The sequence below is a fragment of the Streptomyces sp. NPDC001513 genome (assembly GCF_042894695.1).
In the GTDB taxonomy this organism is placed as follows: Bacteria; Actinomycetota; Actinomycetes; order Streptomycetales; family Streptomycetaceae; genus Streptomyces.
In genome coordinates, this window is record NZ_JBIAVU010000009.1 from 384140 (window position 1) to 402189 (window position 18050).

Annotated in this window: 20 protein-coding genes; 11 read left to right on the forward strand and 9 right to left on the reverse strand. The window is 73.3% G+C overall.

Annotation, left to right across the window (positions count from 1 at the left end; genetic code table 11):
* Positions 1-5: 5 nt before the first annotated feature.
* Positions 6-968, reverse strand: a complete 963-nt coding sequence (gene deoC, locus ACFYZ4_RS22460; RefSeq protein ID WP_351303300.1) for a deoxyribose-phosphate aldolase — start codon at positions 966-968, stop codon at positions 6-8.
* Between the two features lie 267 nt (positions 969-1235).
* On the opposite strand from deoC, the gene ACFYZ4_RS22465 reads away from it, so the two are divergent.
* The 5 genes from ACFYZ4_RS22465 (at position 1236) to ACFYZ4_RS22485 (ending at position 4493) form a co-directional block, all read left to right on the forward strand.
* Positions 1236-2201, forward strand: coding sequence for a hypothetical protein (locus ACFYZ4_RS22465; protein ID WP_351303279.1), 966 nt, complete (start codon positions 1236-1238; stop codon positions 2199-2201).
* 84 nt (positions 2202-2285) lie between these two features.
* On the forward strand, positions 2286-2921 hold the full coding sequence (locus ACFYZ4_RS22470; RefSeq protein ID WP_390784636.1) for a class F sortase: 636 nt from the start codon (positions 2286-2288) through the stop codon (positions 2919-2921).
* A gap of 25 nt (positions 2922-2946) precedes the next feature.
* The gene (locus tag ACFYZ4_RS22475; protein WP_351302099.1) at positions 2947-3585 is read left to right on the forward strand and encodes a PH domain-containing protein; all 639 of its coding nucleotides are present in this window, start codon (positions 2947-2949) and stop codon (positions 3583-3585) included.
* A gap of 85 nt (positions 3586-3670) precedes the next feature.
* Positions 3671-4255, forward strand: a complete 585-nt coding sequence (locus tag ACFYZ4_RS22480; RefSeq protein WP_390784637.1) for a VanZ family protein — start codon at positions 3671-3673, stop codon at positions 4253-4255.
* Between the two features lie 37 nt (positions 4256-4292).
* A complete protein-coding gene (locus ACFYZ4_RS22485; protein ID WP_351302105.1) occupies positions 4293-4493 on the forward strand; it encodes a PspC domain-containing protein in 201 nt (66 codons plus the stop codon).
* A gap of 61 nt (positions 4494-4554) precedes the next feature.
* Here ACFYZ4_RS22485 and ACFYZ4_RS22490 read toward each other — a convergent pair whose 3' ends face one another.
* The 3 genes from ACFYZ4_RS22490 to ACFYZ4_RS22500 form a co-directional block, all read right to left on the reverse strand.
* Positions 4555-5328, reverse strand: a complete 774-nt coding sequence (locus ACFYZ4_RS22490; RefSeq protein ID WP_390784638.1) for a hypothetical protein — start codon at positions 5326-5328, stop codon at positions 4555-4557.
* Between the two features lie 128 nt (positions 5329-5456).
* Positions 5457-5720, reverse strand: a complete 264-nt coding sequence (locus ACFYZ4_RS22495; RefSeq protein ID WP_351302110.1) for a hypothetical protein — start codon at positions 5718-5720, stop codon at positions 5457-5459.
* A 139-nt stretch (positions 5721-5859) separates the two neighbouring features.
* Positions 5860-7008, reverse strand: a complete 1149-nt coding sequence (locus ACFYZ4_RS22500) for an adenosine deaminase (protein ID WP_319733131.1) — start codon at positions 7006-7008, stop codon at positions 5860-5862.
* Between the two features lie 114 nt (positions 7009-7122).
* Between ACFYZ4_RS22500 and ACFYZ4_RS22505 the strand changes: the two genes are divergently transcribed.
* Together ACFYZ4_RS22505 and ACFYZ4_RS22510 are read left to right on the forward strand one after the other, a co-directional pair.
* Positions 7123-7857 (forward strand): alpha/beta hydrolase, encoded by a 735-nt coding sequence (locus tag ACFYZ4_RS22505; RefSeq protein WP_384346213.1) that lies wholly within the window; start codon positions 7123-7125, stop codon positions 7855-7857.
* A 118-nt stretch (positions 7858-7975) separates the two neighbouring features.
* Entirely contained in the window at positions 7976-8344 is a 369-nt protein-coding gene (locus ACFYZ4_RS22510) for a cupin domain-containing protein (protein ID WP_390784639.1), read from the forward strand.
* Here the strand turns inward: ACFYZ4_RS22510 and ACFYZ4_RS22515 are convergent.
* Positions 8323-9513, reverse strand: a complete 1191-nt coding sequence (locus ACFYZ4_RS22515) for an ATP-grasp domain-containing protein (RefSeq protein ID WP_390784640.1) — start codon at positions 9511-9513, stop codon at positions 8323-8325. The genes ACFYZ4_RS22510 and ACFYZ4_RS22515 overlap by 22 nt on opposite strands.
* Positions 9514-9773: 260 nt before the next feature.
* Here ACFYZ4_RS22515 and ACFYZ4_RS22520 point away from each other — a divergent pair, with 260 nt between their 5' ends.
* Positions 9774-10862, forward strand: coding sequence for a LuxR C-terminal-related transcriptional regulator (locus tag ACFYZ4_RS22520; protein WP_390784641.1), 1089 nt, complete (start codon positions 9774-9776; stop codon positions 10860-10862).
* Here ACFYZ4_RS22520 and ACFYZ4_RS22525 read toward each other — a convergent pair.
* On the reverse strand, positions 10859-11818 hold the full coding sequence (locus ACFYZ4_RS22525) for a hypothetical protein (RefSeq protein ID WP_390784642.1): 960 nt from the start codon (positions 11816-11818) through the stop codon (positions 10859-10861). The genes ACFYZ4_RS22520 and ACFYZ4_RS22525 overlap by 4 nt on opposite strands.
* An 85-nt stretch (positions 11819-11903) precedes the next feature.
* Positions 11904-12845, reverse strand: a complete 942-nt coding sequence (locus ACFYZ4_RS22530; RefSeq protein WP_351302124.1) for a LysR family transcriptional regulator — start codon at positions 12843-12845, stop codon at positions 11904-11906.
* Between the two features lie 98 nt (positions 12846-12943).
* Here ACFYZ4_RS22530 and ACFYZ4_RS22535 point away from each other — a divergent pair, with 98 nt between their 5' ends.
* The gene (locus ACFYZ4_RS22535; protein ID WP_390784643.1) at positions 12944-14251 is read left to right on the forward strand and encodes an MFS transporter; all 1308 of its coding nucleotides are present in this window, start codon (positions 12944-12946) and stop codon (positions 14249-14251) included.
* 91 nt (positions 14252-14342) lie between these two features.
* Positions 14343-15056: a L,D-transpeptidase family protein gene (locus ACFYZ4_RS22540; RefSeq protein ID WP_390784644.1), complete on the forward strand. Its 714-nt coding sequence runs from the start codon at positions 14343-14345 to the stop codon at positions 15054-15056.
* Positions 15057-15060: 4 nt separating this feature from the next.
* Here the strand turns inward: ACFYZ4_RS22540 and ACFYZ4_RS22545 are convergent, their stop codons facing one another.
* Complete coding sequence (locus ACFYZ4_RS22545) at positions 15061-16407, reverse strand: MFS transporter (protein WP_390784645.1); 1347 nt, start codon at positions 16405-16407, stop codon at positions 15061-15063.
* Positions 16408-16624: 217 nt separating this feature from the next.
* Between ACFYZ4_RS22545 and ACFYZ4_RS22550 the strand changes: the two genes are divergently transcribed.
* Complete coding sequence (locus ACFYZ4_RS22550) at positions 16625-17629, forward strand: sigma-70 family RNA polymerase sigma factor (protein ID WP_351302136.1); 1005 nt, start codon at positions 16625-16627, stop codon at positions 17627-17629.
* Here ACFYZ4_RS22550 and ACFYZ4_RS22555 read toward each other — a convergent pair.
* Positions 17516-17887, reverse strand: coding sequence for an STAS domain-containing protein (locus ACFYZ4_RS22555; protein WP_390784646.1), 372 nt, complete (start codon positions 17885-17887; stop codon positions 17516-17518). The two genes, ACFYZ4_RS22550 and ACFYZ4_RS22555, sit on opposite strands and share 114 nt — an antisense overlap.
* Between the last annotated feature and the right edge of the window lie 163 nt (positions 17888-18050).

Sequence of the window (18050 nt, forward strand, 5' to 3'; positions counted from 1 at the left end):
GGTGATCAGTCCACCGTCACGTAGTCGGGACCGGAGTAACGGCCGGTGCTCAGCTTCTGCCGCTGCATCAACAGGTCGTTGAGCAGGCTGGAGGCGCCGAAGCGGAACCAGTGGTTGCTCAGCCAGTCCTCGCCCACGGTCTCGTTGACCAGGACCAGGAACTTGATCGCGTCCTTGGTGGTGCGGATGCCGCCGGCCGGCTTCACGCCGATCTGGATTCCAGTCTGCTCCCGGAAGTCGCGGACGGCTTCGAGCATGAGCAGGGTGTTCGCGGGGGTGGCGTTGACGCCCACCTTGCCCGTCGACGTCTTGATGAAGTCGGCGCCCGCGAGCATGCCGATCCAGGAGGCGCGGCGGATGTTGTCGTAGGTCGACAGCTCGCCGGTCTCGAAGATGACCTTCAGGCGGGCCGCGCTGCCGTCGGGGCGGACGCAGGCCTCCTTGATGGTCTTGATCAGCTCGTAGGTCTCCAGGTAGCGGCCGGCGAGGAAGGCGCCACGGTCGATGACCATGTCGATCTCGTCGGCGCCGGCGGCGACGGCGTCAGCCGTGTCGGCGAGCTTGACGGGCAGCGCGGCGCGGCCGGCCGGGAAGGCGGTGGCGACGGAGGCGACCTTGACGTCGGCGCCGTTCAGCGCGGCCTTGGCGGTGGCCACCATGTCGGGGTAGACGCAGACCGCGGCGGTCATGGGCGTCGTACGGTCGGTCGGATCGGGGTTGACGGCCTTGGCGGAGAGCGCCCGGACCTTGCCCGGGGTGTCCGCGCCTTCGAGCGTCGTCAGGTCGATCATCGAGATGGCCAGGTCGATGGCGTACGCCTTGGCCGTCGTCTTGATCGAACGGGTGCCGAGGGAGGCCGCGCGGGCCTCCAGGCCGACAGTGTCGACGCCGGGCAGCCCGTGCAGGAAGCGGCGCAGCGCACTGTCGGACGTCGTCACGTCAGCGAATGCGGTGAGGGTGGTGGGCATGGTCACCACATGAGCATATCTACGCGCGTAGCGACCTGTCACCCCCCACATCCGTTTCCGGCGGATCCGCTACGGAATCGACATCTCCGCTCCGACGCGCTTTCCTCGTTACACGGCCATGACAGGACCCGGATCGTCCGCCCGCACAAGATCCATAAATTTGTCTTCAGCAGCCCGCCACACCTGACCCGGTGAACCAGCCGAAACAGACGCAACGCGGCATGCGACTCTCCTCCACTCTCCTGACCCACGCTTCAAGGAGTCGTTATGCGTACCGCCCTCCGCACCTCGATAGTCACCGTCGCCCTCGCCGGCGCGATGCTCGTCCCGACCGCCGGCGCCGCGTTCGCCGCGCCCGCCACGGCCCCGCAGTCGGCCGCGGCGTCGGACAACAGCCGCTACGAGGGCAAGGCCGTCTACATCGGGGAGGGCCTGGTCGCGGTGCTGCGCAACAAGGAGGAGGGCCCCGAGGCCTGGATCCGCGAGGTCGGCACCGACTGGAAGCCCGGTGACACCTACATGGTCCGCGTCGTGACGAAGCTGGACCGGACCCAGCCCCACGACAAGGCCAAGGGCCTGGACCTCGAACTCACCAAGGCCGCGAGCGCCAACCCCGTGCTCGTCGTCACCGCCGCGGACGGGACCGCCAAGTCCTACCCGCTGCCCGCGGGCGCGGCGAGCACGGACTGCCGGGTCGGTCCGGTCGGCCAGGAGATCGGCGCGGGCATGACGGCCGAGCTGTACGTATCCGAGCTGGGCCCGAAGGTGGTCCTCCTGGAGGCCGGCGACGGCAAGCCCTTCGACCAGCTGGACCGCACCCACCCCTCGCTGCCCGAGTCCGCCGGCATCATCGCCCGGATCGTGAACCCGAGCGGCGCCAAGCCCGTCTTCGAGTGGAAGACGCAGGGCGGCAACGACCAGGTCGGCCGGGTCGCGTTCCCCGCGTTCCCCAAGGGCTGCAAGCCGAGCTACAAGTTCACCGACGACAAGCCGGTGACGAAGCCCAGCACCCCCGCGCCCACCTCCACCCCCGCTCCGGTGAAGCCGCAGACCGCGGGCCAGACCTCGGTGGTCCCGAAGGGCCCGGTCGCCGCGGGCGCCGAGCTCCCGGTCGAGACCGCCGCAGGCACGGACAACACCGCCACCATGGTGGCCGGCGGCGGCCTGATCGCCGCCTTCGGCGCCCTGGGCGCCAGCGTGGTCCTGCGTCGCCGCCGCGCCTCCCAGGGCTGACGCACCCTCGCCACCTCCACTCCTGCCCTCCCCCGGCGGGCCACCGACCCGGTGGCCCGCCGACTGCCGTCTCCGGAGCACTCCATGGCCCACCGCGCGCGCCCCCTGCTCGCCGCCGTCCTCCTCGCCGCCGCCCTGACCGGCTGCGGCACGGCCGCCTCCAGCGCACCCGCGCCCGGGGCGGCCGCCCCGTCCGCCGCCGCGTCCGCCGCCCCGCCCGCGGTCTCGCCCACCGCCGCTCCCGCGGCCCCGGTGGCGGCCGCCCCGCTGCCCGCCTCCAAGCCCGTACGCGTACGGATCCCCGCGGCCGGAGTGGACGCCTCCCCGTTGCTGGGGCTGGGTCTGGCCGCCGACGGCACCGTGGAGGTGCCCTCCGTGGCCGACGGCGACAAGATCGGCTGGTACACCAAGGGCGTCACCCCCGGCGAGACCGGACCCGCCGTGCTGATCGGCCACTTCGACACCGCGCGCGGCCCGGCCGTCCTGAAGGACGTGGCGCGCGTGCGCGTCGGCGAGGAGATCACGGTCGCGCGGGCGGACGGCAGCACCGCCGTCTTCCGCGTCCGCGAGCTGGAGCAGGTGGACAAGAAGGCGTTCCCCACGGCCAAGGTGTACGGGGACACCACGCGCCCCGAGCTGCGCGTCATCACCTGCGGCGGCGAGATCACCGACGGCCACCGGCCCGACAACATCATCCTGTACGCCGATCTCGTGGGCTGAGATGGCGTGGGGCAGAATCGACCCCATGAGCAGCCAGCAGCAGCCGACCGATGAACCGGTCTACAAAGACCGGGTCTACCGCTCCTCCATGGGCGTCGTCTCGGGGGTCCTGCTGCTCGCGCTGACGGCGTGGCTCTGCGGTGATGCCCTACTGCGCGGTTCGGGGAACACCCCGTGGATCGCGCTGGCGGTGGCGCTGTGCGCCGTACCGCTGATCGTGGCGTTCACGGTCCGCCCGGCCGTCTTCGCGAACGACGACCGGATGCGCGTGCGCAACCCCTTCCGGATCATCGAGCTGCCCTGGGCGGCCGTGGACGCGGTGCGCTCCGGCTACTCGGCGGAGGTGCTGGCCGAGGGGTCGAAGTACCAGCTGTGGTCCGTGCCCGTCTCGCTGCGCGAGCGGAAGAAGGCGAACCGGCAGCGCCTGCGCTACGAGGGGCTCCGGGACCGGGAGCAGCGCGGCCCCGGGGAGAAGCCCCGGATGCCGGCCGAGCCGATGCGGGCCGGTGCGGACCGGATCGTGGACGAGCTGCAGCGGATGGCCGAGCGCGGCGCCGAGCGGGCCGGTGCCCAGGGCAGCGTGCGCGTGCGCTGGTCGTACGAGATCATCGCGCCCGCCGTGGTCGGCGCGCTGGCGCTGATCGTCCTCATCGCGCTGCGCTGACCTGCCCGGAGGTGCTTCCGGTGCTCCGGGCCACACCCCCCGTCAGGGCGGAACCGGCTCTACCGGGTAGTGCGTCCTCGCAGGTGTGCAGCGTCTTGAGGCCGGCGGCAGCGCCGCCACCGCGATCCCTCTCCGTCTCCGATTCCTCGCCGGGGTCTTTCTCGTCGCCCATCTCCTGGTCGTCGGCTGGCTGACCCTGCGACCGCTCGACGTGCCGTGGGCCGCGGCCGCCAATCTGACCCCCCTGGAGGGGATCCGGGCGGACCTCGCCTACGGGCCGCTGGAGGCGGCCCGGCAGATCGGCGAGGGCCTGGCCCTGCTGGCCCCGCTCGGGGTGCTGCTGCCGCTGGTCAACGGGCGGCTCATGCTGTCGACGCTGTCCGCGTGGTCCTCGGTGGTCCGGACCGCGGCCGCGGGCGCGCTGGTCTCGCTGAGCATCGAGATGCTCCAGACCGCCGTGCCGGGCCAGGTCGTCGACGTGGACTCGGTGCTGCTGAACACGGTCGGTGTGCTGCTCGCGCACGTGGCCGTCGTACCGGCGCTGCGGGCCCGGCTGCGGCGTTCCCACGTCCGTTCACACACGGTTTATCAGGGGACCACCCCGAAGATTTCCAGGGTCGGGCTCGGCCCCTGGACCGACGTTCTGTCGGCGGTCCAGCGGGAGTATTGAGTCATCGCAGGAAGCGATCCCGACGAAGGAGAACCCCATGAGCGCCCTTGTCCGCCCCCGTGACGGCCGCTGGATCGGTGGAGTGTGCGCCGGACTGGCCAGGCGTTTCGGAATTTCCGCGAACACGATGCGCGCCATATTCGCCGTGTCGTGCCTGCTGCCCGGCCCGCAGTTCCTGGTCTACATCGCACTGTGGGTGGTGCTGCCGAACGAGAAGTCCGCCTCCACCGCCTGGTGACCGGCGGCCGCGGTCGGCGGTCGCCCGGCGGGGAGCCGGGCGCTCTGCCGGGTCAGCCGGGTCAGCCGGCCTTCCGGACCTTTTCCAGCTGCTTGTCGGTCACTTCCTGCGGCACCTGGCCCTTCTTGTCGGCGCCCGCCACGTTGAGGGCCATCAGCCGCACGACGGTGTCGCCCTCGCGTGCGACGACCAGGTGGACCTGCGCCGAGACGCCCTCACCGGACGCGGTCGTGGTCCAGCTGACGCTCTCGTCGCCGCTCGTGCGGTAGTCGACGGCCCGCACGTCGCGGTAGCTGCCGGTCTGCTTCTCGACGGTGGCGGTGAAGCCCTTGCCGCAGGCGGCCACGGCGGCCTTGAGCCGGGCGATCAGCGCCTTGGCGTCGCTCTCGGCGTAGGAACTGACGGAGGCGGACACGGCGAGCCCGACCTGCCTCTGGGAACCGATGCCCCGGTTGAGGGTCTGGCGCGCGGCCGGGTCCGGCTTGTCGCCCATGATGTCGGCCAGCGGCTGGCAGGCCTTGCGGTCGGCCTGTGGCTGACCGTCCGGGGCGTTGGGGTTCTTGCCCTGGGCGGAGATCTGGTAGCCGGGCAGGTCGCCCTGTTCCAGCGCGGAGCGGTCCAGCTTGGTGCCGCCGGTCTTCGGCTTGGCGGAGCCCGGTGATCCCGTCGAACCGGCGGACGCCGCCGGGGCGCCGGGCGCGCCGGCGACCTGTTCGGCGGAGCCCTTGGGGTCCCGGTCCTTGTCCGTGGCGGGGGTTCCGCTGCTGCACCCCACCGCCGCGACGAGCAGGGCGGGGACCAGCGCGACCATCGTCGCTCGTGCCTTCTTGTGCATGACCAAAGACCTCAAACCGCTTATGTCGGCGGGCAGTTGGTGGTGATCGTGGCACACGGCACGACGCGGCGCCCACCCGCTCGAAGGGGTGTGCGCCACGCGTGCCCGCGTACGAATTCCGTACGGAATCAGCCGCCGAGGTTGCTGGTCGGCAGACCGCCGAGCAGACCGGTCACCGGGGCGAGCGCGGCGGCCGGGTCGCTCGACTGCTGGCCTCCCTCGGGGCTCACCTGCTGCTGGCTCGTGAGCCCCTGGGCGGCGCCGGTGACGGTGCCCAGGGCGTCGGTGAGGCCGATCGCGGACGGGGCTGCGGAAGCGGTACCGGCGGCGACGGCGGCGAGGGCGGCACCGAGAGCGGCGACACCGAGGGTCTTGGCAGCTGACTGCTTCATGAAAGGTATTCCTTGCGACGGGGAATTGAGCGGCTCCGCAAACTAGCCACTCCAAACCCCCGCCCGCAAACATCATTAAATACGAGAAAGCGCCCGGGAATTGCCTCTCCCGGGCGCTTTCAGTACGTCATGCCGTGGCCTAGGCCGATACAGAACCGCTGGTGGAAGCGGTCTGCTGGAACAGCCACTCCGACTTCAGCTCCGCGTAACCGGGCTTGATGACCTCGTTGATCATGGCCAGTCGTTCATCGAAAGGAATGAACGCGGACTTCATCGCATTGACGGTGAACCACTGCATGTCGTCCAGCGTGTAGCCGAAGGTGTCCACCAGGTGCTCGAACTCGCGGCTCATGCTGGTGCCGCTCATCAGCCGGTTGTCGGTGTTGACCGTGAGCCTGAAGTGCAGCTTCCGCAGCAGGCCGATCGGGTGTTCGGCGTACGAGGCGGCCGCGGCCGTCTGCAGGTTCGACGTCGGGCACATCTCCAGGGGGATGCGCTTGTCCCGGACGTACGAGGCCAGGCGGCCCAGGGTCACGGAACCGTCGGCGGCGACCTCGATGTCGTCGATGATCTTCACGCCGTGACCGAGGCGGTCGGCGCCGCACCACTGCAGGGCCTGCCAGATCGACGGCAGGCCGAAGGCCTCGCCCGCGTGGATGGTGAAGTGGTTGTTCTCGCGCTTGAGGTACTCGAAGGCGTCGAGGTGGCGGGTGGGAGGGAAACCGGCCTCGGCGCCGGCGATGTCGAAGCCGACGACGCCGTTGTCGCGGTAGCGGTTCGCCAGCTCGGCGATCTCCAGCGCACGGGCGGCGTGGCGCATCGCGGTCAGCAGGGCGCCGATGCGGATGCGGTGGCCGTTGGCCTTCGCGCGGCGCTCACCCTCGCGGAAGCCGTCGTTCACGGCCTCGACGACCTCTTCGAGGGTCAGGCCGGCTTCCAGGTGCTGCTCGGGGGCGTAGCGGATCTCGGCGTACACGACGCCGTCCTCGGCCAGGTCCTCGGCGCACTCGGCGGCGACCCGGAAGAGGGCCGCCTTCGTCTGCATGACCGCGCACGTGTGCGCGAAGGTCTCGAGGTAGCGCGGGAGGGAGCCGGAGTCGGCGGCTTCGCGGAACCAGATGCCGAGCTTGTCGGCGTCGGTCTCGGGGAGGTTCTCGTAGCCGACCTCGCGGGCCAGCTCGATGATGGTCCCGGGGCGCAGTCCACCGTCGAGGTGATCGTGCAGGAGCACCTTCGGGGAGCGGCGGATCTGATCCGGGGTCGGCAGGTTGGGGGTCTCGCTCGTCATCTGCGCACTCTAACTCCTACGCGCGTAGAGCGGGGTGCCGACGGCGACCGTCGATATGTAACAGAGACCGCGCGGACGGATGGCGTACACCTCGGGGTCTGAGACTGTTCCGCCATGGCACAGCATGCGCCGCCGGCGCGCGGGGCCCGCCTGGGGCGGGCGGCCGGCGCGAGAACCGGCTCGGGTCCAACGGAAAGCCCGGTCAACGGGGTGGTGCTCCTGCTTCCCGGAGCGTCCAGATTCTCCCCCGGTCCGGTACGTCCGCTCGCGCGGGCGCTGGCCCGGGCGGGCGGGGCGGAGGGGCTGGTCACGCACACCGTCATCCACGGCGGGGAGTCCTCGCGGGAGGAACAGGCGGAATGGGCGGCGGACGAGGTGGTGCGGCGGTACGGGGACGTGCCGGTGTGCCTGGCCGGCTACGACGCGGGGGGCGCGGCCGCGCTGCGCGCCGCGGGGCACGGGGCCGTCAACTCGGTTCTGGCGATGGCCCCTTGTTTAGGCGGGGCGGCCGCCCCGGACTCCCCTGAACCGGTGAAACAGCTGTCGGGGCGGCAGGTGTTGATCGTGCACGGCACCAACGACGCGCGCAGCGACCCGGAGACCTCCTTCCGGCTGGCGGCGCGGGCGAAGAAGGCGAATCGTTCGACCTGCCGCTTCGAGGTGCATTCGGACGGGCACGGGCTGCGCGAGCACCAGGCCGAAGTGGTGGCGCTGGCCGTGGACTTCGTCCTGGGCGCGGTGTTCTCGGGACGCTACTCGCGGCCGGTGACGGACGCCCTGGCCGCACCGCCGCCGCTGGGCCTGCGGATGCCGCTCGCCTCCGGCTTCGGCCGGTCGCTGCGCAGCTGACGGCGCGGAGTCCCGCGCGCCCGCCGTGGCAGGGGACGGCGGGCGGCGGGCCCGTGCGGGCATCCGCGCGTAACGTGGAACCGACGACTCGGGCACATCTCCGACGGAGGCGATGACCATGGCCGGCCTGGTGTCCAGGAGCTTCGACAACGCGGACGAGACCCGGCCGTTCGCCGACGGCAAGGGCAGGCTGGACCTGCTGGAGACGGCCGGCGCGGGCGTCGGGCGCTCGGTCTTCGAACCCGGATGGAAGTGGTCGGAGCACGTCAAGCCGCTGGCCGGGACGGACAGCTGCCAGGCCGATCACACCGGGTACGTGGTGAGCGGCCACATGAAGGTCGTCATGGACGACGGGGAGAGCACCGAGTTCGGCCCCGGGGACTACATGCGGGTGCCACCCGGGCACAACGCCTGGGTCCTGGGCGACGAGCCCTGCGTGACCCTGGACTGGACCGGCTTCGCCGACTACGCGAAGCCGTCCGGCTGACGGACCCGCCGGTCCGCGGCACGGAGCAGGCCGGCGGCCCGGTCGAGGGTGCGGGCCAGCGCGTCCGCCGTCGGGGCGGTGGCGAGGACGTACGCGTGGTGGCGCGCGCCCGTCGGGGCGCGGCGGACCAGGGCGCCCGGCGGGATCTCCAGCTGCACCCGGGCCACGCCCGGCACGGCGCGGGCCGCCGCGAGCGCCGCGCGCACCCCGTCGAGGCGGCCGGGCGGGAAGTCCACGTACCGCAGCCCGGCGTGGGCGGTGCGCGGGCGGGGGGCGCGTACGGGCTCGGGCAGACCGAGGCCGGTGGCGAGCGCGAGGCCGAGCACGTCGATGCCGTGGGCGAGCCGGAGCAGTCCGGCGAACTCCTCGGGGCCCGGGCGGGCGTGGGCCCCGAGGAGGCGGGGGCCGGACGGGGTGAGGACGACGCCGGTGTGCGAGGGGCCGTCGCGGTGACGGGCGAGGTCGAGGACGGCCCGTACGAGGGCCCGTACGGCCTCGGCGCTCCGCGGGGCCAGGGCCACCGGCAGCGCGTGGCCGGAGGCGGTGAGGCCGGGGGCGGTCAAGCCGGAGGCGGTGAGGCCGGGCGCGGTGCGGCCGGGGAGGAGAGTGCGGCCGGGGGCGGTGGGGTCCGGGGTGTGCAGCCGGCGGGCCCAGCCCAGGATGCGGTGGTGGCCCGCCCTGGAATGGGCTTCGACGGTGAGTTCCGGCCCTTCGAGGTACTCCTCGACGAGGAGGTCGGTGACCTCGGGGTAGCCGTGGGCGGCGGCCCGCGCCTCGGCCTCGTCGCGGACCAGCCGCACCCCTTCCCCGTCGGCGCCCGCCCGGGGCTTGATGACGCACGGGTAGCCGATGAGGGTGGTGACGAAGGGGAGCGCGTCGGCGCGGCCGCAGCGGGCGAAGGAGACCGGCCGGGCGGGGTGCAGGGCGTTGGAGCGGGCTCGTAGGGCGGCCTTGTCCATGAGGGCGGTGACGGCGGCGGTGGGGGTGCCGGGCAGGCCCAGCTCCTCGTTGGCGCGGGCGGCGGCGAGGGCTCCGGCGGCGTCGAAGCCGAAGACGGCGGCGCGGCCGTGCCGGACGGCCTCCAGGCGGCCGACGGCCCCGACGAGGTACCGGTGGTCGCGCCAGTCCGTCCGTACCCGCCGCTCCGCCCCCTCACGGTCGGATGGCACCGATGGACCTGGCGCGACCACCACGGTGTGCGCGCCCGCACGGCGGGCGGCTGCCACCACGGCTGGTCGCGGGCTCAGCAGGACGGCCACGGGCCCCCGCCCCTCAGCCGTCCGCTGCCGCATACCGCGCTCCCCCCTCACGCCGTGCATCCACTGTGCCGGTTGGGCATATGCCGATCGCGCCAGGTCAGGCATCGTCTTGCCGCCTTGCGGGAACACGAGGGGTTTACAGACAGGCGCAGAACGGGACGAATTGGAATATGCCCGCAGAGGAGACCGGAGCGACCGGAACAGGCGGTGCGACCGGAGGGCCCGCGGCCGCCGGGGAACTCAGCCCTGCGGCCCGGCGCCTCTACGCGTACGCCGTCGAGCGGCACGCCTTCGACGCGGCCGAGGCCACCGGGGCCCTGGGCGTGCGCGCGGGCGCCGCGATCACCGAGCTGGCCGCCGCGCACCTGCTCCAGCGGGCGCCGGGCGACGGGCCGGAGCGGTGGAGCGCGGTGGCGCCCCGGGCGGCGGCGGCCCGCACGCTGGCCCCGCTGGCCCTGCTCGTACGGGAGACCCACGACGAGATGGACCGGCTGCGGGGGCGGCTGGAGACGCTGGTGCCGGCGTACGAGGCGGGGACCGCGCACCGGGACCCGGGCGGGGCGGGCCGCCTGGAGCTGGTCACGGACCTCGGCGCGGTACGGGGGCTGATCGCGGAGCTGGCCGCCTCGTGCGAGCGGGAGCTGCTGACCTCGCAGCCCGGCGGGGGACGGCCGCTGGAGACGCTGGAGGAGTCGATCGGGCGGGACGAGTCGCTGCTGGCGCGCGGGGTCCGGATGCGGACGATCTACCAGCACACGGCGCGGTACTCGCGGCCGACGGCGGCGTACGTCGAGCGGGTGACGGCACTGGGCGCGCAGGTACGGACGCTGGGCGACGGGCTGATGCGGATGCTGGTCTTCGACGGGCGGACGGGGCTGATGGCGGTGCCGGACCGGGCGGGGGCGGCGCTGGTGGTGCGGGAGCCGAGCGTCGTGCACTTCATGACGTCGGCCTTCGAGCGGTCCTGGCTGGGGGCGGAGCCGTTCCCGGCGTCGGTGAGCCCGGAGGCGGCGCGGTCGATCTCGGACGAGCTGCGGCAGACGATCGTGCGGCTGCTGTCGGAGGGGCTGGAGGACAAGGTGATCGCGCGGAGGCTGGGGATGTCGGAGCGGACGTGCCAGCGGCACATCGCCGAGATCATGCGCGCGGTCGGGGCGAAGTCCCGCTTCCAGGCGGGCTACTTGCTCTCCACGACACCGACACCGCCGCCGACACCGTCCCCCGCACCGGCCCCGGCGGCCTCGCCGGAATCGGCCTAGGGCCAGGTGGCGACGCGGTCGTAGTACGCGCGCATGCCCGGCCGGCGGATGGCGGGCAGCCGGACGAGGGTGCGCGAGAAGGCGGTGGAGTGGGGCGTGAAGGACCGCCACGGGCGCAGCGGCAGCGGGTAGTCGTCGCGCAGGACCCCCTCCGGCACCCGGCCGGACGCCGGCAGGGGCGAGGTCTCCCCGGGGAGGGCGAAGTGGGCCCAGACCCCGACGTCCAGCGGGGCGACGGCCGCCGTGCCGTGCGGGGGCCGCCAGGGCTCGCCGGTGACCGGATGGCGGGGGACGAGGAGGACGTCGTCGCCGGACCGGGGTGCGGGCATCCCCGGCCCGGCGAGGTGCGCGGTGAGTTCCGTGGGCCCGGCGGGGAGGTAGCCGGCGAGGGCGTCGCCGAGCAGGTCGGTGAGGGGGCCGGGCAGCGCCACCGGGCGGGCCTCGCAGGCCACCACCAGGTGCGCGAGCGCCACCGGCACCGCGGCCTCCCAGCGGAAGCTCCAGGAGCCGTCGAGTTCGACGGGCGGGACGACGTACGCCTCCAGGTCCAGCTCGTCCCAGTCGGGGGTCGGGACGGCGGGCAGGCCGGAGGGGATGCGGCGGACCGCGTCGGGCTCCAGCCACACCGCCTGCCACAGCCCGCAGTCGTCCGTCCGGGTCGCCACCGCGCTGCCGCAGCCCCCGCACGCCAGGTTGGGGCCGTCGCGGCCGTCGATGCCCATGCAGTAGCCCGCGCACTTCTCGGGGATCAGGACCATGTCGCGGGAGTCGCCGGGCGCGATGACGATGCTGTCCCCCGCCGTGAAGGACACGGGCTCGACGGCGTAGGTCGCCGGTTCCATCAGGGGCGGGTGCAGCTGCTCCCAGGCTCCGAAGTGGGTGTGGTCGGGGAGGGCTACCCGGGAGACCGGGGCCGTCAGTTCCGTACCGCACCCGGCACACACGAACACGTCCAACCGGCATCCCCCTCGTCCCCCGTACCGGGCGATTGTGCCGTCCTCGGGTGCGGTGGGGCGATCGGTTTTCGCGGTCGCGGGCCCGTCACGCGGCGGGCGGCTCCAGTTCGGGGATCAGGCGGCCCCGGCGGGACAGCAGGAAGCGCTTGAACTCCGCCACGGGCGGGGTGTCGGGGTGGCCGTCGAGCCAGGCGAGGCCGATCTCGCGGACGGCGCGCGGGGCGGTGACGGTCAGTTCGACCACCCCGGGGCGGGCCACGGCGGGCGGCGGCAGGAGGGCCACGCCGAGGCCGGCGGCGACCAGGCCGCGCAGGGTCTCGGCCTCCTCGCCCTCGAAGGCGACGCGCGGGGTGAAGCCGGCCTCCGCGCACAGGTCGTCGGTGATGCGGCGCAGGCCGTAGCCGGGTTCGAGGGTGACGAAGGTTTCCTCCGCGGCCTCGGCGAGGCGGATGCGCTTGCGGCCCGCGAGGCGGTGGTCCTCGGGGACGACCAGGCGCAGCCGCTGTTCGTCGAGGCGGCGGGCGACGAGGTCGGGGGCGTCGGGCAGGGGTGAGGTGAGGCAGAGGTCGAGTTCGCCGGCCCGGAGCTTCTCCAGCATGGCCTCGCCGTAGTTCTGGACGAGGGAGAAGCGCACGCGCGGGTGGTCGGCCCGGAAGGCGCGGATCAGGCCGGGGACGGTCTCGGAGCCGAGGGTGTGGAGGAAACCGAAGGCGACCTTGCCCAGGGCCGGGTCGGCGTCCTGCTGGACGGATTCGGCGGCGCGGGCGATCCCGTCCAGGGCCTGTTCGGCGGAGGCCAGGAAGGTGCGGCCCGCCGTGGTGAGGGCGACGTTGCGGCCCTTGCGGGCGAACAGCGTGACGCCCAGGTCCTGTTCGAGGCGGACCATGGCCCGCGACAGGGTGGACTGCGGGACGCCCAGTTCGTGCGCGGCGCGGGTGACGTGCTCGTGCCGGGCGACGGCGGCGAAATAGGCGAGCCGGGGGGCCAGCAGCCGTGTCACGGACATGTCTTCTTCGTAACGGTTCATTGACAGACGCCGCCCTGAGCTGTGGTGATGCATGAGTGGATCGATTATCGTGATTCTGTGCATTGGACGCATCAAAAACACCGGCCTACCTTCGATGCATGCCTCCCGTTCATACCGGGGCGCCCGTGATCCCGGGTGCCTCCACCCCGTCGTTTCCGCAGTCCGACGCCCCCGAGCTCCGCGCCCCCGAGCCCGCTGCTCCCGGCCGCCCCGGCTACCGCCGGATGAGCCTCGCGCTCTTCGCCGCCGGTCTGGCGACCTTCGCCCTCCTCTACTCCACCCAGGCGCTGCTGCCCGCGATCTCCGCCGGCTTCGGGGTGACCGCGGGTCAGGCCAGCTGGACGGTGTCGGCGGCCACCGGCGCGCTCGCGCTGTTCGTCCTGCCGCTGAGCGCGCTGTCGGAGCGGTTCGGCCGCACGCGGATGATGACCTGGTCGATGGTGGTGGCCGTGGGCGTGGGCCTGCTGGTGCCGTTCGCGCCGAGCCTGGAGTGGCTGGTGGTGCTGCGCGCCGTCCAGGGCGCGGCGATCGCCGGGATCCCGGCCTCCGCGATGGCGTACCTGGCGGAGGAGGTCAAGCCGAAGGCCCTGGTGGGCGCGATCGGTCTGTTCGTGGCGGGGAACTCCATCGGTGGCATGAGCGGCCGTCTGGTCACCGGCTGGGCGGCCCAGCTGTGGGGCTGGCGCGCGGGGCTGGGAGCGGTCGCGCTGATGTCGCTGGTCTGCGCGGTGGCGTTCCTGGTGCTGCTGCCCCGGGCGCGGTTCTTCCGTCCGGCGTCGCTGAACCCGCGCGCGGTGGGCCGTACCGTCGTCGGTCACCTGCGGGATCCGCTGCTGCTGCGGCTGTACGGGATCGGCGCGCTGTTCATGACGGTCTTCGGAGCGGTCTACACGGTCATCGGCTACCGCCTGGTGGACGAGCCGTTCTCGCTCGGGCAGGGCCTGATCGGATCGATCTTCCTGATCTACCTGGTGGGTACGGTCTCCTCGGCCGCCGCCGGCCGGCTGGTGGCCCGTACGGGTCGGCGCGGCGCGCTGTACCTGGCCGTGACGACCACGGCGCTGGGGCTGCTGCTGTCGCTGGCCGAGTCGCTGGCGGCGGTCCTGATCGGGCTGGTCCTGATCACGGCGGGCTTCTTCGCCGGGCACGCGGTGGCCTCCGCCGCGGTGAGCCGGACGGCGAAGACGGGCCGGGCGCAGGCCTCCGCGCTCTACCAGTCGGCGTACTACCTCGGTTCCAGCGCCGGCGGCACCCTGGGCGCCCTCGCGTACCACGGGGCCGGGTGGGCCGCCACGGTCGGGATCGCGCTGCTGGCGGTGCTGGGCGTCGTGTCCATCACCCTGTACGGGTCGCACGCGGCCCGCGCCGAGCGCCGCGTGCCGGCGCCGGCCATGGCCGCGCGCTGACGAAATCTACGCTCCCGCACGAGGCAACCCCCGCAGGTTTTCCGGGCATTCAACACGGTGAACGGAAGCTGTGCGATCAGGGGAGGACCGGATGGGGACGCTGACGACACGCGGACGCGTGAAGCGGCGGGCGGCGGTACTGGGCGGGGCGGTGGCGCTGGCGCTGCCGCTGGTGGTCGCGGGGGGCGGGTCGGCGCAGGCGGCCGCCTCCTGCAATCTGACGGCCGGGCCGTACCAGCGGCAGGTGGAGCAGTTCCTGGGACGGCCCGTCGACGGGAAGCAGTCCGCGGCGGACTGCACGGCGATCAGGTCGTTCCAGGCGGCCCACGGGATCACCCCGGCCCAGGGGTACGCCGGACCGCTGACCTGGCAGACGATGAGCACGATGCTGGCCCAGCGGGCGGCGGGCAGCACCCCGAACCGGGCGGGCGACTGCCCGGTGAACCGGGGGCGGATCGCCTGCGTCGACCTGACGCGGCAGCTCAGCTGGATCCAGGACGGCGCGGCCCTGAAGTACGGGCCCGTCCCGGTGCGTACCGGCAAGGACGGCACGGAGACCCGGACGGGCCTGAAGAAGATCTACTACCGCAGCGTCGACCACTGGTCGACGCTCTACAACGTCTCGATGCCCTACGCGCAGTTCTTCGACGGCGGCATCGCCTTCCACTCGACCACCAAGAGCATGTGGAACCCGCCCGGTTCGGGTGGCTGCGTGAACATGCGGCTCGCCGACGCCAAGGCGTACTGGAACCTGCTGGGGAAGGGCGAGGACGTCTACGTGTACGGCCGCAAGCCCGGCACCTGAGTCCTCACCGCGCCGGCGCGGGCTCCGCCGCGGCGCGCTCGGCCGCCGCCCGCAGCTCGGCCAACCGCCGCAGGCCGGAACGCCGTTGTACGAGGGACAGGCCCGCCACGGCCGCCCCGAGGACCAGCCATCCCGCGGGGCCCGCCGTCATGACCGCACCGGTGAGCAGCAGCGGGCCTGCCGACTTCTGGACGGACTGGGCCATGCCGGCCACGCCGAGGTACGAGGCCCGCGCGTGCGGGGGCGCGAGGGAGACCGCCAGTTCCCAGGAGCTCACCGAGCGCATCAGCTCCGCCGCGGTGGCCAGCACCGCCGCGGCGAGCAGGGCTGCCGAGGCGGTCAGGATCCCGCCGCCGGCCGCCGCGGCCAGCAGGACGCAGCAGGCGAGCGTCGTCACCCCGTACAGGGCGACCGCGCGCGTCGCGGCCCGGGCGCCCCGGAAACGCGCCGACACGCGCAGCTGCAGGAGGACGACGAGCACGGTGTTGACGACCAGGAAGGCGGGGATCAGGGCGTGCGGCGCCGTGGTGTGGCCCACCAGCCACAGGGGCAGGCCGACGCCGAGGATCGAGTCGTCCAGGTTCATCGGGATGTCGAGCAGGACGAACCGGAGGTAGCCGCGGTCCCGCCAGGCGCTCGGCGCGGGCCCGGACGCGGTCGCGCTCGCTGCGGGGGCCGTGGCCGGCGCGGCGGCGCCGGGGGGTGCGGCCACGAGTCCGCGGCCGCGCGGCTCGCGGGTGCGCCACACGAGGAGCGCGGCCACGAGGAACGACAGCGCGTTGGCGAGGATCAGCGCGTGGTAGGCGCCCCGGGTGCCGACGGCGAGGCCGATGGCGGCGAGGCCGGCGCCGAGGGCGTAGCCGGCGTTGGCCGAACTGCGCGACAGTGCCTGGTAGGTGGCGCGCCGCTCGCCCGCGACCCGGGTGGCGAAGAGCATCTCCAGCGTCTTGGCCGCGCGGTCTCCCAGGTGGGTGACGGCGAAGACGGGCAGCAGCACCGCGAAGTCGGTGACGACGAGCAGCGCGCAAAGGGTCCCGAGGCGGACCAGGTGGCAGCCGATCAGGAGGGCGCGGAGCGGGAAGCGGTCGGCGAGGTGGCCGGCCAGCGGGGATCCGGCGATGCCCGCCACTCCGGCCGCGCCGAGCAGCAGGCCGAGCCGCCCGGCGTCGAGGCCGACGACGAAGGTGAAGTACAGGACGGAGGACGCGGCCCACAGGCCGGTGCCCGCGCGGTCCAGGAACTGGGCGAGCAGCATGATCCGCGCGTCCCGGCCGCCCGGCGGCCGGCGCAACTGCGCCAGCAGCCCGGGCTCCCCCTGCCGTGCCTTCCGGATCTCCCCGCCGCGCCGCATCCCTGGCCCCCGTATCCACCGCGCCCACCGCGCCCACCGTCCACGTATCTCGATGTCGAGATACATCACGGAAGCCTGCCCCATTTCTATCTTGACGTCAAGATACTTGACGTCAACAGACCCGGGTCGTCCGCTTCGTCCGGGCGCTTCCGGCTGCCGTTGTCAGAGGCCTCCGATAGTTTCGGGAGTAGCCGAACCAGCAGGGGGATGAACGGACATGAGCGACCTCGCCATCAGTACGGACCTCGACGCGGCGATGGACCGGTACCGGGTCGAGCTCACCGGCTACTGCTATCGGATGCTCGGCTCCTCCTTCGACGCCGAGGACGCCGTGCAGGACACGTACGTCCGCGCCTGGCGGTCCTACGAGAAGTTCGAGGGCCGCTCCTCGCTGCGGTCGTGGCTGTACCGGATCGCCACCAACGTCTGCCTGGACCTGCTGAACGCGGGGAACAAGCGGGCCCGCCCCATGGACCTGACCGCCCCGCAGCACCAGAGCTCCGCCGTGCTCAACGAGCGGCCCGAGGTGACCTGGCTGGAGCCGGTCCCGGACGGCCGGGTGCTGCCGCAGACCGCCGATCCGGCCGAGATGGCGCTGGCGAAGGAGTCCGTACGGCTGGCCTTCGTCGCGGCGCTGCAGCACCTGCCGGCGAAGCAGCGGGCGGTGCTGATCCTGCGCGAGGTGCTGGCCTGGAAGGCCGACGAGGTCGCCCGGCTGCTGGAGACCACGGTCGCCTCGGTGAACAGCGCCCTGCAGCGGGCGCGGGCCACCCTGGCCGCGCAGGGCATCCGCGACAGCGATCCCGCGGACCCGCTCGACCCGGACCAGGCGAAGCTGCTGGAGCGGTACCTGTCCGCCTTCGAGGCGTACGACATCACCCGGCTCACCACGCTGCTGCACGAGGACGCGGTGCTGTCGATGCCGCCGTTCGACCTGTGGCTGCGCGGCCACGAGGACATCGCGGCCTGGCACCTGAACCAGGGCATCGGCTGCAAGGGCTCGCGGCTGGTCCCGACGACGGCGAACGGCCTGCCCGCCTTCGGCCAGTACCGGCCGGCGGCCGACGGGAAGGGCCACACCCCGTGGGCGCTCCAGGTCCTGGAGATCTCAGACGGCAGGATCGTCGGGCTCAACGCCTTCCTGGACACCGCCCGCTGGTTCCCGCTCTTCGGCCTCCCCGAGCAGCTCGACGAGTCCTACGAGGTCCAGCAGGGCGCGTAGGGCCGGGCCGGCGCCGGTCACGGTGAAACCCCCGCGCCCGCGGGCGGTCAGCCGCAGCCGGGCCAGCGCCTCGACGGCGGCCAGGTCCGGCGCGGTGACGGCCCCGACATCGCACTCCACGGCCGTCGCCCCGCCTTCGTACAGCCGGACCAGCCGTGCGCACAGCCGCGCGGCATCCCGCCGGGTCGGTCCGGGCCCGGGCAGCACGAGTCGTCTGATCTCCACAAGGGGATGACCGCCCGGCCCGCCGGAACTCATCGGCGGGCCCGCAGAATCGGATGAAACGACGTCGGGGGGGCGCCCGCCGGGGGGGGGGGCCCCCCGGGGGGGGGGCCCCGCGGGGGGGGGGGGGGGCCGGGTTGTAGGCGGGGGGGGGTTTGGCGGGGCGGGCCGGGGGGGGGGGGATGTTGCCGCCCCCCCG

Coding starts and splice junctions, on each gene's coding strand:
- deoC (WP_351303300.1), bottom strand. CDS start 968: ATGCCCACCACCCTCACCGCATTCGCTGACGTGACGACGTCCGACAGT.
- ACFYZ4_RS22465 (WP_351303279.1), top strand. CDS start 1,236: ATGCGTACCGCCCTCCGCACCTCGATAGTCACCGTCGCCCTCGCCGGC.
- ACFYZ4_RS22470 (WP_390784636.1), top strand. CDS start 2,286: ATGGCCCACCGCGCGCGCCCCCTGCTCGCCGCCGTCCTCCTCGCCGCC.
- ACFYZ4_RS22475 (WP_351302099.1), top strand. CDS start 2,947: ATGAGCAGCCAGCAGCAGCCGACCGATGAACCGGTCTACAAAGACCGG.
- ACFYZ4_RS22485 (WP_351302105.1), top strand. CDS start 4,293: ATGAGCGCCCTTGTCCGCCCCCGTGACGGCCGCTGGATCGGTGGAGTG.
- ACFYZ4_RS22490 (WP_390784638.1), bottom strand. CDS start 5,328: ATGCACAAGAAGGCACGAGCGACGATGGTCGCGCTGGTCCCCGCCCTG.
- ACFYZ4_RS22495 (WP_351302110.1), bottom strand. CDS start 5,720: ATGAAGCAGTCAGCTGCCAAGACCCTCGGTGTCGCCGCTCTCGGTGCC.
- ACFYZ4_RS22500 (WP_319733131.1), bottom strand. CDS start 7,008: ATGACGAGCGAGACCCCCAACCTGCCGACCCCGGATCAGATCCGCCGC.
- ACFYZ4_RS22505 (WP_384346213.1), top strand. CDS start 7,123: ATGGCACAGCATGCGCCGCCGGCGCGCGGGGCCCGCCTGGGGCGGGCG.
- ACFYZ4_RS22510 (WP_390784639.1), top strand. CDS start 7,976: ATGGCCGGCCTGGTGTCCAGGAGCTTCGACAACGCGGACGAGACCCGG.
- ACFYZ4_RS22520 (WP_390784641.1), top strand. CDS start 9,774: ATGCCCGCAGAGGAGACCGGAGCGACCGGAACAGGCGGTGCGACCGGA.
- ACFYZ4_RS22530 (WP_351302124.1), bottom strand. CDS start 12,845: ATGAACCGTTACGAAGAAGACATGTCCGTGACACGGCTGCTGGCCCCC.
- ACFYZ4_RS22535 (WP_390784643.1), top strand. CDS start 12,944: ATGCCTCCCGTTCATACCGGGGCGCCCGTGATCCCGGGTGCCTCCACC.
- ACFYZ4_RS22540 (WP_390784644.1), top strand. CDS start 14,343: ATGGGGACGCTGACGACACGCGGACGCGTGAAGCGGCGGGCGGCGGTA.
- ACFYZ4_RS22545 (WP_390784645.1), bottom strand. CDS start 16,407: ATGCGGCGCGGCGGGGAGATCCGGAAGGCACGGCAGGGGGAGCCCGGG.
- ACFYZ4_RS22550 (WP_351302136.1), top strand. CDS start 16,625: ATGAGCGACCTCGCCATCAGTACGGACCTCGACGCGGCGATGGACCGG.
- ACFYZ4_RS22555 (WP_390784646.1), bottom strand. CDS start 17,887: ATGAGTTCCGGCGGGCCGGGCGGTCATCCCCTTGTGGAGATCAGACGA.